13 protein-coding genes are annotated in these 13,523 nt (G+C 41.3%); 11 read left to right on the top strand and 2 right to left on the bottom strand.

What is annotated here, in order from left to right:
• The first annotated feature begins 20 nt into the window (after positions 1–20).
• From MgSA37_RS14340 to MgSA37_RS14320, 5 genes are all read left to right on the top strand, one after another.
• Positions 21–878, top strand: a complete 858-nt coding sequence (locus MgSA37_RS14340) for a transporter (RefSeq protein WP_096352836.1) — start codon at positions 21–23, stop codon at positions 876–878.
• Between the two features lie 7 nt (positions 879–885).
• Positions 886–1,500, top strand: coding sequence for an IMPACT family protein (locus MgSA37_RS14335; protein ID WP_096352834.1), 615 nt, complete (start codon positions 886–888; stop codon positions 1,498–1,500).
• Between the two features lie 70 nt (positions 1,501–1,570).
• On the top strand, positions 1,571–2,764 hold the full coding sequence (mqnE, locus tag MgSA37_RS14330) for an aminofutalosine synthase MqnE (RefSeq protein WP_096352832.1): 1,194 nt from the start codon (positions 1,571–1,573) through the stop codon (positions 2,762–2,764).
• Positions 2,765–2,948: 184 nt separating this feature from the next.
• Positions 2,949–3,566 (top strand): histidine phosphatase family protein, encoded by a 618-nt coding sequence (locus tag MgSA37_RS14325; protein WP_096352830.1) that lies wholly within the window; start codon positions 2,949–2,951, stop codon positions 3,564–3,566.
• Positions 3,567–3,574: 8 nt separating this feature from the next.
• A complete protein-coding gene (locus MgSA37_RS14320) occupies positions 3,575–4,318 on the top strand; it encodes a menaquinone biosynthetic enzyme MqnA/MqnD family protein (RefSeq protein WP_096352829.1) in 744 nt (247 codons plus the stop codon).
• Here the strand turns inward: MgSA37_RS14320 and MgSA37_RS14315 are convergent.
• The gene (locus MgSA37_RS14315; RefSeq protein ID WP_096352827.1) at positions 4,315–4,812 is read right to left on the bottom strand and encodes an STM3941 family protein; all 498 of its coding nucleotides are present in this window, start codon (positions 4,810–4,812) and stop codon (positions 4,315–4,317) included. The two genes, MgSA37_RS14320 and MgSA37_RS14315, sit on opposite strands and share 4 nt — an antisense overlap.
• A 123-nt stretch (positions 4,813–4,935) precedes the next feature.
• Here MgSA37_RS14315 and MgSA37_RS14310 point away from each other — a divergent pair, with 123 nt between their 5' ends.
• The 5 genes from MgSA37_RS14310 (at position 4,936) to MgSA37_RS14290 (ending at position 10,661) form a co-directional block, all read left to right on the top strand.
• A complete protein-coding gene (locus MgSA37_RS14310) occupies positions 4,936–5,829 on the top strand; it encodes a DnaJ domain-containing protein (RefSeq protein ID WP_096352825.1) in 894 nt (297 codons plus the stop codon).
• 179 nt (positions 5,830–6,008) lie between these two features.
• Positions 6,009–6,521: a hypothetical protein gene (locus tag MgSA37_RS14305; RefSeq protein ID WP_096352824.1), complete on the top strand. Its 513-nt coding sequence runs from the start codon at positions 6,009–6,011 to the stop codon at positions 6,519–6,521.
• Positions 6,522–6,677: 156 nt separating this feature from the next.
• Positions 6,678–7,484 carry an SDR family oxidoreductase gene (locus MgSA37_RS14300; RefSeq protein WP_096352822.1) on the top strand — a complete coding sequence of 269 codons (807 nt, stop codon included), beginning with the start codon at positions 6,678–6,680 and terminating at the stop codon, positions 7,482–7,484.
• A gap of 350 nt (positions 7,485–7,834) precedes the next feature.
• The gene (locus tag MgSA37_RS14295; RefSeq protein WP_096352820.1) at positions 7,835–8,317 is read left to right on the top strand and encodes a hypothetical protein; all 483 of its coding nucleotides are present in this window, start codon (positions 7,835–7,837) and stop codon (positions 8,315–8,317) included.
• Positions 8,318–8,459: 142 nt separating this feature from the next.
• Positions 8,460–10,661: a bifunctional alpha,alpha-trehalose-phosphate synthase (UDP-forming)/trehalose-phosphatase gene (locus tag MgSA37_RS14290; RefSeq protein WP_096352818.1), complete on the top strand. Its 2,202-nt coding sequence runs from the start codon at positions 8,460–8,462 to the stop codon at positions 10,659–10,661.
• A 73-nt stretch (positions 10,662–10,734) separates the two neighbouring features.
• On the opposite strand, the gene MgSA37_RS14285 is transcribed toward MgSA37_RS14290, so the two are convergent.
• Positions 10,735–12,519 carry a glycoside hydrolase family 15 protein gene (locus MgSA37_RS14285; protein ID WP_096352816.1) on the bottom strand — a complete coding sequence of 595 codons (1,785 nt, stop codon included), beginning with the start codon at positions 12,517–12,519 and terminating at the stop codon, positions 10,735–10,737.
• 310 nt (positions 12,520–12,829) lie between these two features.
• Between MgSA37_RS14285 and MgSA37_RS14275 the strand changes: the two genes are divergently transcribed.
• Positions 12,830–13,465, top strand: coding sequence for a peroxiredoxin (locus MgSA37_RS14275; RefSeq protein ID WP_096352813.1), 636 nt, complete (start codon positions 12,830–12,832; stop codon positions 13,463–13,465).
• The last annotated feature ends 58 nt before the right edge of the window (positions 13,466–13,523 follow it).

The following is a 13,523-nucleotide window of genomic DNA, read 5'->3' as shown; positions in this document are numbered from 1 at the left end:
CCAATTAACCAACCCCAAAAATGCTCTATATCTTACTAAGCATCTGTTGCAGTATAATTGTTTCCGTAATGCTGAAACTGGCTAAGCGTTACCATATTGACGTTTACCAGGCAGTGGTTTGGAATTATTCGATGGCTGTTTTTTTAAGCTGGCTTTTCTTAAAACCCAAACTGGTTCACCTGTCTGGCGCGCCCATCGTTAATTATGCATTGCTGGGCCTGTTGCTGCCTTCGCTTTTTATTGTAATTGGCATCTCAATTAAGCAATCGGGGATTGTACGTACGGATATAGCGCAGCGCCTTTCTTTACTGATCCCCATCATAGCGGCTTTCCTGCTTTTTGGCGAGCATAACAGTTTATTAAAATCAGTCGGCATATTAACAGGCTTTGCGGCCATTTTATGTACCATCCCCTGGAAAACGAGTGGTGTTGTTGGTAAAGTTGGGGCCAATGCATGGCTGTACCTGTTAATGGTTTTTGTGGGCATGGGCCTGATAGATGTTTTATTTAAACAGATAGCCGCCTTTAAAGCGGTTACTTACGGTACCTCGCTTTTTATTGTTTTTGTATTGGCGTTTGCTTTTTCGCTGGCTGGTTTGGTATACCAGGTGGCAGCCAAAAAAATGAAGTTCTCCTGGCCGCATATCCTCATTGGCTGGGTATTGGGCATTGCCAATTTTGGCAATATCCTGTTTTACATCAAAGCGCATAAAGCTTTGGCCGACAAGCCATCCACCGTTTTTTCAGCGATGAATATCGGTGTCATCGTGTTTGGGGCTTTAATTGGATTGATTATTTTTAAAGAAAAGTTAAGCCTGCTCAATAAAGCGGGCATCCTTATCGCTATCATTGCCGTTGTAATTTTGTCCATATCCTGATTGTTGAATGCTTTTTGAAGATACTTACCGTACTATTGAAAAACCCGCTGAGGGCTTGTTTCGTGATCGTGGCAGCAAATTTTTAGGCTTGGCTTACCCCATAAGTTCAGAACAAGAACTGAAACCCATCATTGCAAAGCTAAAATCCGAACATCCAAAAGCAAACCATCATTGTTCAGCGTTGCGATTAGGGATTGACCGCTCCGTTTTCCGGATCAATGATGATGGCGAGCCATCGGGTACAGCCGGCAGGCCAATATTGAATACATTATTATCCCGCGATCTGACAAATATTGCTGTAGTGGTTGTTCGTTATTTTGGAGGAACCTTACTTGGCGTACCGGGCCTCATCAACGCCTATAAAACTGCCACGGAGGAAGCCCTTAATAACGCTGTGGTTATAGAGAAGACGGTTAACGATTTTTATACCGTCCATTTTGACTACCTGCAAATGAATGATGTAATGCGGATAATTAAAGATGACAACCTGCAGATCATCAGCCAAAATTTTGATACTGAATGCCGTATACAATTATCCATCCGGCAAACCCAGGTAAACCAGGTGCTGGGTAAGGTTAATAATCTAAGCGGTATTAAGGTTAAATACGATTATAGCCTTTGATGCCTGTTTAAACAATAATCTTACACCGTCATTACATTAACATTTGCTATTTTTGCACAAAGTTTTTTGAATGGAAACTGAAAATAACCTCCTGCTCTTACTCCAAAACCCGGATCTTCCGGCTGATCTGAAACATATTGCTGAAAAAGTACTTCATGCAGAACGCATCACTTTTGATGAAGGTGTTTTGCTTTTTGAAAAAGGCGAATTAGGCTACCTGGGCGTTTTGGCTAACTATATCCGCGAAAAACGTCACGGCAACAAAACTTATTTTAACCGTAACTTCCATATCGAACCCACCAATTTGTGTGTTTACGATTGTAAATTCTGCTCTTATTCGGTGTTGATCAAACAACGTTCGGAAGGGTGGGAGTACACCATGGACGAGATGTTTGATATCGTAAAAAAATACGATAACGAGCCGGTTACCGAAGTACATATCGTGGGCGGGGTTTTACCACAGTATGATGTTGCTTTTTACAGCGAATTGTTCAGCAGGATCAGGGCGCACAGGCCTGAACTGCATATCAAGGCGCTTACGCCGGTTGAATATCATTATATCTTCAAGAAAGCAAAAATTGATTATGCAACCGGCATGCGCCTGATGTATGATGCGGGTTTACAATCGATACCCGGCGGCGGGGCCGAGATCTTCCATCCTGAAATAAGGGAACAGATCGCCAAAGATAAATGTAACGCCGAACAATGGCTGGCCATCCACGAAGAATGGCATAAACTGGGCGCCAGGTCAAATGCCACTATGCTATACGGCCATATCGAGAAATTCTGGCACCGGGTTGATCATATGGAAAGGCTTCGGGCTTTACAGGATAAAACCGGCGGGTTCCAAACGTTTATCCCGTTAAAATTCCGCAACCAGGATAACCAGATGTCGCACGTGCCTGAAGTATCCGTTATCGAGGATCTGCGCAATTATGCCATATCCCGTATCTACCTGGATAATTTCGACCACATCAAAGCTTACTGGGCGATGATCAGCCGCACAACCGCGCAATTATCGCTAAACTTTGGCGTGGATGATATAGATGGCACACTGGATGATACCACTAAAATTTACTCCATGGCAGGTGCTGAAGAACAACACCCGTCCATGAGCACCAAACAGCTGGTTGAACTGATCAAACAGGTGGGCCGTCAGCCGATAGAGCGCGACACTTTATACAACGTAGTTACAGATTACACCGATTTTAAATTCCCGGACGAGGTAAAACCATCGTATTATAAATTACCGGTAATAAATTAGTTTATTGGTTCACTGGTTCATTAGTTCATTAGTGGATGATTTGATAAAGTGGACAAATTTGAGTGTACTAACAATCAAGCTTTATAATTTAACAACTTAATGTACCATATTTATTAATCATAAAAACCTTCCCCTTCGATAGTTCATCGCCTTGAAACCAATGAACTAATGAACCAATGAACTAATGAACAAAACCCTATACATCGTCCGGCACGGGCAAACTGATTTAAACAAACAGGGCATCATCCAGGGCCGGGGCATGAATACGGATTTAAATGACGAGGGCCGCAAACAGGCACTTGCTTTTTTTAATGCCTATAAATCCGTCCCCTTTGATAAAGTTTATATCTCCGAACTAAAACGTACGCAGCAAAGCATCCAGCATTTTATTGATTTGGGTATTCCCTATGAAAAACTGGCCGGGCTTGACGAGTTGGGCTGGGGAATCCACGAAGGACAACCCGCAACACCTGAAAATCGCGGTGATTTTTTAAAGATCATGCGCGAATGGGTAGACGGCAACCTGGACGCCAAATTTGAAGGCGGGGAAAGCCCCAACGAAGTAAAAGCCAGGCAGCTGGAAGCTTTAAAGGTGATCATGAGCCACCCGGAGGAAGAAACCGTGCTGATCTGCATGCATGGCCGTGCACTCAGGCTTATTTTATGCCTGTTAACCAATAAGCCGCTTACGGAGATGGATTCATTCCCTCACCAAAACCTGGTGTTATATAAAGTTACTTTTGACGGCGAAAATTACGAGATCGTAGATTTTAATAATGCCGAACATTTAAAAAACATTTAATATTTTTTGTGGATAAGATCAGAATATCAGCAGTTAGCTATACCAATACCAAACCATTTATATACGGCCTGCAGCATTCGGGCATCCCCGAAAGAATTGAGCTGAGCCTTGATAACCCTACGGATTGCGCCCAAAAACTGATTGATGATGTAGTGGATATCGGGCTTATCCCGGTAGCAGCAACGTTAAGCCTCCCGGTATGGGAAATTGTAGCCGATTATTGTATCGGCGCGGTTGGGGCAGTTAATTCGGTGTTTATCTTCAGCAACTGCGATATACACGACGTAACGATCTTGCAGCTCGATCCACAGTCACGCTCATCCAATAACCTGGCGAAAGTATTGCTAAAAAACTTCTGGAAAACAGCGCCTGACTTGGTGACTAATGCGGATGACTATTCAGCATCCGCAGATGCAGCCACCGCCTTTGTTCAAATAGGCGACCGTACCTTTGGCAAAAAGGAAAAATATGCTTTTGTTTATGACCTTGCCGAAGAATGGCAGAAATTCACGGGCCTGCCCTTTGTTTTCGCCGCGTGGATAGCAAACAAGCCCATCCCGAAGGAATTTATGGCCGAATTTAACCGGGCGCTTAAATTCGGGCTCGATCATCGGGATGACCTGCTAAAAGAATTACCTACCATGCCAGATTTTGATTTGGAGGACTACCTGATGCACAAACTTGATTTTGATTTGACAGAAGATAAAAAAAAGGCCTTGTATTTGTTTTTGGATTATGTCAAGGAGCTTTAATCCTCGACTTCCTTTGTCCAATAGGCTTTTATTAGCGCAAAAATTTCTTCATTTTGCCCGGATACAAAATCCAGGAATATTGATTTGTCGTTGACAACAACAAGCTGTTTGGTTTTATAAAGGAACTTTTTAAGCGGGGTGTTAAAATATTTATCAGGGTCTTTTAAATTGATTGCCAATTTAGCAAAGCTTCTATATCCACCATTATAAAGTTCTATGCTTGCTATATCCGTCCACTCGATTGAATATCCCCCTATATTGCTATTCAAACAATCGTCAGTTAATATAATTGAAGGGATATTAAAGATCATTTTAAAAGTCATCGGCAGGATAAAGTAAGCTATTAAAAGAGAAGGCAGGCAGATGAAAAAACTGGCCCAGCTAACCAATGGCTGCGGCAGATTAGCAAAACTCTTATATAGGAAGAAGAATGTCAGCAAACTAAGCAAAATGACAAAAAAAGGATTGAATTTAAATTGGGTTTTGGCTTCCATCAACAATTATACTTATAATTTCATATTTCCGGTAAAGTCACAATTTCTTGTTAGCCCGTTAAACTAAATCATAAAAATTGAATCAAACAGTTATTCAAAGTGTTATAGCGGTAGTATTCAATAATGAAGGATTTCTATTATATTCTGGGGGTGGAACCGGATTGCACTTTAGATGATATAAAGGAAGCATACCGGAAACTTTCGAAAAAGCTGCACCCCGACCTGAACCAGGGCGATAAATACTTTGAAAATAAGTTCAGGGAAATAAAAGAAGCATGGGAAACACTGCGCGATCCTGTTAAACGTATTCAGTACGACCAGGCTATCAATAAAGTAAAATCACATCAGCAGGAACCGCCCAAACAACGATATTATTATAGCCAGCAAGCGCACCGGCCCTCTTCACCAACTCCAACCAAAAGAAAAGGTCCCGGCGTTGGTATGACGATTGTTTTTATATTGATCGCCCTTATTTTAGGCGATTACCTGGTGCGGACATTCAATCCGCCAAAAAAAATCATTAATATTCAATCAAATCCTGCAAGCAAGGTAGCCGTCGCCAAAACACTAAAACATCATAAAAAAAAGCATAAAAATAAGATCGCTGCAGATTCATCTAAAGTTGATATAGCTATTACCTATAAGAAACCTATTAAACCAGTTTACCGGATCAAACAAACCACATTTGAAAACAATAAGCAAACCACTGCCGCTAATATTGAACCTGCGGTTACTCAGGTAAAAAAGTCAATTCCGGTTTTTAATGCCAAACAAACTATTTCCGCACCCAGTAAAAATGAAGGTTTGCAAATTAACTCGTCATACATGACTTATGTAAAAGCAAATCCCACAGGTGTGGTAAACATGCGCGAATTTGACAGTTATGGCGCTGCAATTGTTCAAACTATTCCTGCCAATTCAAAGGTTGTAGTTATTGCAAAGGGGAATACTTATTACCGGGTGTCTTATAATAATGTGGTGGGTTACGTTCCTAAATGGTCGTTACAGAACAAGTAGTCCGTAGTTGTTTTTTAACCTCAAATATAAATAGCGATTAAAAGGTAAGCCTGTTATTTAACCAATGGGAAATTACCGTTAGCCCTGTTATTTAAACCAAAAATAAATTTTTATTTTCTAATGATTTTATTTTAACTTGTTAATAATTAACCTAATAATATTATTAAAAAATAAAATTTATGAGAAAAATTTTTATTATTCTGGTTGTTTTTTTGGGAACAACTATTTATTGCCACGGCCAAACCGGCGCTAACCAGGTTGGTATAGGCGCCGAAGGGAACTTCCTTTTAGGATCTTACAGTTCTGCCTATAACGTAGGGTTCGGAGGAAATCTTAAGGGCCTTTTTGGCGTTGGCCAGTCCGGGCAAATTACATTAACTGGGGGCTATTCTACTTTTAGCAGTAAATCAGGAACTATTTTTGCCGGACAAACGCTGAGCCTCGTTCCCATTCTGGCCGGGTATCGTTATAACACCAGTAATGGGTTTTATGGCGAGCCGCAAATTGGCGTTGGGGATTTAACTACCAAAGGGCCTGGTTTTTCCTTCTCGCAAACCAACTTTGCAGGCAGTTTAAATGTGGGTTATGTGACTAATGGGTTTGACCTCAGTTTACGATATTATACCGAAGGCGATGTGATCAGTATGTTCGCACTTCGTGTAGGATATAACTTTTCATTAAAAGGAAAATAATTCCCCCTAAATTTTATTATTTCCTAATAATTAATTTTTATTTTTAAAGAGGCCGGTTTTGCCGGCCTTTTTATTGAAATTTAACGGAAAAATCCTACATAAAAAGGTTTTGATTTTGTAATACTACACTCTGAAACTAAAAAAAAACATAAAACCATGAATTCAGCAGCATTACAAGGACAATCAGCATTAATAACAGGTGCGGACAGCGGGATCGGCAAAGGAGTGGCATTGGCCATGGCCGCAGCCGGCGCCAATGTGATCATCAACCATGTGGATGCTCACGAAGTAGCCGAACAAACCGTAGATGAAATAACAGCTGCAGGGGGTAATGCCTTTGCTATTCACGCGGATATCAGCAACGAAGATGAAGTAAAAGCGATGTTTGCCGAAATGTACCGGCACTATGGCACCATTGATATCCTGGTAAATAATGCCGGCCTGCAACGTGATTCCCGTTTTGTAGATATGACGCTGGAACAATGGAATACTGTTATCGGTATTAACCTAACCGGTCAGTTTCTGTGTGCACGGGAAGCAGCCAAAGAATTTATCAAACGGGGAGTGGTGGAAGGCCGGAGCAGGGCGGCAGGTAAAATAATCTGTATGAGCAGTGTGCATGAAGTGATCCCCTGGGCGGGGCATGTAAATTATGCCACTAGCAAAGGCGGCATCAGTATGTTTATGAAAAGCATCGCCCAGGAGTTGGCCCCGCATAAAATCCGCGTGGTAGCCATCGGCCCGGGCGCGATACAAACCCCGATAAACAAAAGTGCGTGGGATACCCCCGCTGCGCTGAATAAATTATTAACCCTGATCCCTTACAACCGCATCGGCGAACCTGGGGACATTGGCAAACTTGCCACCTGGCTCGCCTCCGATGAAGCTGATTATATCACCGGTACCACTATCTTTATGGATGGCGGCATGACCTTATATCCCGGCTTTGCTGATAATGGTTGAACGTTAGTGAGTGGTTGATTGGGTTGATTAAGTTGATTGGTTTTCGAATAAAAAATTATCTAACTCAATCAACTTAATTCAACTTCATTAACCAATAATTGTTCACGTGACATTTAAATGACATTTTTCAGTTAAATTTATGTAAAAAAGGCGTTATAATTAAAATTAACACGTTTTTAGCCACTTTTTTGATTGACATATTGTAAAAAATACACTAAGTGAATTATGAAAATCTAAAAATTTCACCAATAAAGCCCTATAATTATGAAATTATCATAAAAGTGAAATATTAATGATGTATTTGTTAAAATAACTCTATATTTGTTGCGGATTTAAAATTAAAAACAACCATGAAAAAAATATTTTTAACAATCGCAACTGCTGCTTTATTTAGTGTAACTGTATTTGCTGCTGACGGCGGTAAAAAAGCTAATGAAAACACTGCTACAGCATCATACTATGTTCAACAAGAGTTTAACGCTGACTTTGCCGGTGCAACCAGCGTAGTTTGGACCATTAACAAAAACGTTCAAAAAGCTGAATTTTTGATCGACGGTACCAAGAAAACTGCATTTTACAACCTTAGCGGTGATTTCCTGGGCACTACCCAAACTGTCAGCTACAAAGCTATCCCTGCAAAATCGCAAAAACTGATCGCTGAACAATACAAGGAATATACTCCTGTTAGCGTGATCGTTTACCAGGCGAATGAAGCTATCAACAACGATATCGACGCTACATCATACTTCGTTGATTTGAAGAATGATAACCACGAAGTGTTGGTTAGGGTAACAGGTTCAGGTAACCTTGACTTCTTTAAACAAGTAAAATAAGTTATCGCGTAATTTAATCTTTTGTAGCCGCCTGCACTTGTGCAGGCGGCTTTTTTATGTAAAAATATGCTTGCAATAGGCTGTTTTGCGGTTTTTTTTAAAACAACTTCGATATAGAAACCTTTTATCATAAAAGGTTTTTATGCCCAAAACTATAATTGTATCTAACAGGCTTCCTGTAAAAATATCAAAAACAGATGATGGATATGTTTTCTCCTCCAGCGAAGGCGGTTTAGCCACCGGCCTTGGCTCGGTTTATAAACATGGTAATAACAAATGGATCGGCTGGCCAGGCATAGAGGTTACGGGGCAGCACGACCGTGAAAACATCAGGCATCAACTTGATGAGATGAGTCTTGTACCTGTTTTTTTAGAGCAGGAGGAGATCAACCAGTATTACGAGGGGTTTAGCAATGATGTGTTGTGGCCAGTATTTCATTATTATATTTCAACTTATACCGTTTACAAGCAATCGTACTGGGAATATTATAATATTGTTAACCGGAAGTTTAGAGACGAAATCCTGAAGATCGCCGAGCCTGGAGATGTAATCTGGATACATGATTACCAGCTTTTACTTTTACCATCGCTGGTAAGGGCTGAGCTGGCTGATGTATCTATCGGGTTTTTCCTCCATATCCCGTTTCCTTCACACGAAATGTTCAGGAATATCCCCTGGCGTTATGAATTACTGGAAGGGTTAATGGGCGCCGACCTGATCGGGTTGCACACATTTGATGACGTGCGGCATTTTACCGGGTCTGTATCGCGTATTTTGCCGGTTACGGTATCTGCCAATATCATTACCACCGGTGAACGATCGCTGGTGGTTGAATCGTTCGCCATGGGTATTGATGTAAATAAATATGCTACATTGCCCTTAAAGAAAAATGTAAAGGATCATATCAGCGCTATAAAAGAAGCCTTTAAGAATTCCAAACTAATACTTTCAATTGACAGGCTTGATTATAGTAAAGGCATACTACAACGTTTGCAGGCTTTTGAACAGTTGTTGCAAAAGCACCCCGAGTACGCAGAAAAGATCACCATGTATATGATCGTGGTGCCGTCAAGGGATACAGTGCCGCAATATGCCCAATTACGTGATGAAATTGATAAAAGAGTTGGCAATATCAATGCGCTTTACCGCAAAATGGACTGGACGCCCATACATTACTACTACCGGTCATTCCCGATTGAAATGCTTTCCGCCTTATATGCCTCAGCGGATGTTTGCCTGGTTACACCTATGCGCGATGGTATGAACCTGGTGAGCAAAGAATATGTTGCAAGCAGGATAAACGATGATGGCGTTTTGGTACTAAGTGAAATGGCAGGTGCCTCAAAAGAATTGATTGATGCACTTATTGTTAACCCAAACAATATCAACGAAGTATGCGAGGCAATTATTACAGCCCTGAATATGCCCCATGATGAACAAAAAGAGCGCATGCAGCAAATGCGGGCGCTGGTAACAAAGTTCAATATCCTGCATTGGGTTAAAATATTTATGGACAAGCTTAAAGAAGTTAAGCAGATGCAGCGTTCAATGCAAACCCGGCATGTGAGTTTTGGTACCGAACAATCTATTGTGAAGCGGTATTCAAAAACAAAAAAACGGATCATATTTTTAGATTATGACGGTACCCTGGTTGGCTTTAAGCCCAATATTTTACAGGCTAACCCGGATAGGGAACTGTTTGCAATTATTGATAAATTAACAGAAGACACTGCCAATGAAGTAGTTATGATCAGCGGGAGGAAGCACAAAAATCTGGGTGAATGGTTTGGCGATAAAAACGTTTACCTTATAGCAGAACATGGGGCCTGGTTTAAAGAACAAAATAAATCCTGGCATAAGATTTCCGGGTTATCCGACAACTGGAAACAGGATATTTTACCCGTATTGGAGACCTATGTTGACAGGACCCCGGGATCCTTCATAGAAGAGAAGACCTACTCGCTGGTTTGGCATTACCGCAATGCACAAAAAGGCCTGGGTGAATTGCGCGCCAACGAACTGATGAATAATTTAAAATACCTGGCAAGTGATAAAGGATTACAGCTTTTACCCGGTGATAAGGTGCTGGAAGTAAAAAATGTGGAGATCAATAAAGGAAAAGCGGCCCTGCTTTTGGTTGAAAAAGATAATTATGATTTTATAATTGCTTTTGGTGATGACTATACGGATGAAGATATTTTTAAGGCGTTGCCTGATAATGCCGTTACCATAAAAGTTGGCAGCAACGTATCCACGGCTAAATTCTACCTCAGAAACCCTGCAGAAGTAAGAAAATTGCTGCTGAGTTTTACGGAAACGGGGGCTTTGGAGGTGAAAGGCTAAAGGTAAAAGGCGAGAGGCGAAAGGGTTGCTCATTTCTTGCTTTTACCCTTCACCTTTTGCCATTAACCTGAAATTACAAAAATATTGGCCTGTCCAGTTTCATGGCTATCCGGTAGGCCGCATTCATTAAGCCAACATGGCTGTAAGCCTGGGGAAAATTACCCCATTGGCTGCCATCTTCTTCGTCAACATCTTCGCTGAATAAAAGCAGGTGGTTGCTGAATTGCAGCAGGTTTTCAAATTCATGCATTGCATCATCCAGGCGACCCACGCAGGCCAGCGCTTCCACATACCAAAAAGCGCAGATAAGGAAAGTTGTTTTTGGGCGGCCGAAATCATCTTTATATAAATACCTGTAAAACAAACCATTTGGTGTCCTTAATTCCTTCTCTAATGCAATTAAATGATCTTTTGCGCGGTCGGATGCCGGGTCGAGGTAATTCATCATAATGAGTTGCAGCGTACTGGCATCAAGGTTTGGGCTACCGGCCGAATTGGTGTAAACTTTCCTTACCGAGTCATAACAGCTTTCAATATGGGCCGCCGCGCGGTCTTTTAACGAACGGGCTTTATCAACCAACTCTTTATTATCAATTGTTAGCGCCATCTTTTCGGCAGCGGCGGCACCCGCCCATTGGAAAAGGTTACTATAACAATGTATATTTGCCATATTCCTGAACTCCCATATGCCTGCATCCTTTTCGTCGATGGTTGCTGCTATTTTACTCAACAAAAATTCTATCCAGCGTACCGAGTCTTTTCTTTCAGAAAAAATGAAACGGTGGTCGGTATACAGTGGAAGCAGTGATATCATTACCTGCCCGTAAATATCATTCTGGATGTGCTCATTAGCCTGGTTCCCTATCCGGACAGGCTGGTTGCCCATATAACCCTCAAGACCGGACAGTATCTCTTCGGTAAGGTCTTTCTTTCCGGTGATACCATAGAGCGGCCGATAGCGCTCATCTTCGCTAAATGAAATATCGGTTACGTAACCAAAATACTTTTCCATCTCCTCAAAATGACCGATGTGGTTAAGCGCTGTGATGACATAAAAGGTATCCCGCAACCAGCAATAGCGGTAATCCCAATTTCGTCCGCTCCCCGGCGATTCAGGTAAGCTGGTGGTACTGGCAGCTATAATGGCGCCCGTATCTTCAAACTGGTGTATTTTAAGCGCCAGGGCCGATCTGATAACGAAGGGTTGGAAATAGGTTGCGATAGATGAATGTTTGATCCATGTACGCCAGTATTGCGTGGTTTCCCGCAAAAAACGTTCAGCAGTAGGAATCAGGGCAGCCTCCAGCGGCTCACCGTAGGTGAGTACCAGGTAGCGGACGTCATTCAACACAAATGCCTGCTCATCAAAAACATAACTCACAGGGATGTTGGTTGTTAAGCGCATGGTTTCATCGCCGCCAAGAAATTGAATATGATTGCTGCCCCGGTTCACATGGAGCTTCACATTGCCGTAATCGGATACCGGTTCGCATTTAACCACTATCCGTGGCGATCCCTGCAATGGTTCAATTTTGCGGATCAGCATCAGCGGTTTGTAATAGCGCTGGTGTTCATTAAAACGCGGAGCAAAATCAGTTATTCTGTAACTGTTTCCGCTTGCTACGGTGATCTCTGTGATCAGTACATTGGTATTTTCTAGATAATACTGGTGTGAAGTATATGCTTCAAGCGGCAAAATAGAAAACTCACCGCCTTTTTTCTTGTCTAACAATCCGCCAAAAACAAAGGTGCTGTCAAAGCGTGGCCAGCAAAGCCAGTCAATATTTGTATTTTTATTAATATGAGCAAGATATGCACAGTTACCGATGATCCCGGTTTGATAGGTATGTCGTTCCATTTATCAATTATTTGTACCGTGTTAAAACAGTGCAACAATTTTTTTTAAAGAATGTTCAGAGAGAATTTTGGGTTTTCAATGCTGACCGCAAAATGGCAAATGCAGAGGGTGGTTTTGATTTAATTAAACTTCTTCAGAAATATGAGGATATTCTATTCCGAAATTGGCAAACCGGATTCTCCACTTTAAGTCAATTGTAATTTTATTATATAAAGTCTATATAAGTAATAGCTTTTTTTTAATTTAATATGGTTTAATCAAAAAACGCTTTACCTTAGTACTATTATTTAAGCAATAAAATTAAAAAATTATGAGTTTACGATTAGGAGATAAAGCTCCAAACTTTACAGCGAAAACATCACAGGGCGACATTGATTTTTATGAATTTCTTGGCGATAGCTGGGGCGTTTTATTTTCACACCCGGCAGATTATACACCCGTGTGTACAACCGAATTAGGTAAAACCGCTTCCTTAAAAAGCGAATTTGACAAAAGAAATGTTAAAGTTGTTGCGCTGAGCGTTGATTCAGTTGAGTCGCACGAAGGCTGGATAAAAGACATCAATGAAACCCAGGGGGTTGAGGTTAATTTTCCCATCATTGGCGATGAGAACCGTGAAATTGCTTTGGCTTATGACATGATCCATCCCAATGCATCATTAACTGCTACCGTACGGTCGTTATTTGTAATTGCACCTGATAAAACTATTAAACTGATCATTACTTACCCAGCGTCAACAGGGAGAAACTTCCAGGAGATTTTAAGGGTGATCGATTCTTTGCAATTAACAGCCAATTACAGCGTTGCCACCCCTGCTGATTGGAAAGAAGGAGAGGACGTTGTGGTAGTTCCGGCGATTAAAACTGAGGATATCCCGGCGAAATTTCCTAAAGGTTTTACCCTGGTTAAACCCTATTTACGCCTTACGCCGCAACCAAATAAATAATTTTATTTGGTTGTTAATAATTTTATATATTTGAACAGATTGGCTGTGCTATATCCTT

Source organism: Mucilaginibacter gotjawali (assembly GCF_002355435.1).
In the GTDB taxonomy this organism is placed as follows: domain Bacteria; phylum Bacteroidota; class Bacteroidia; order Sphingobacteriales; family Sphingobacteriaceae; genus Mucilaginibacter; species Mucilaginibacter gotjawali.
Note: the sequence above shows the minus strand (reverse complement) of the source record. Positions and strands in the feature narration are given on the sequence as shown.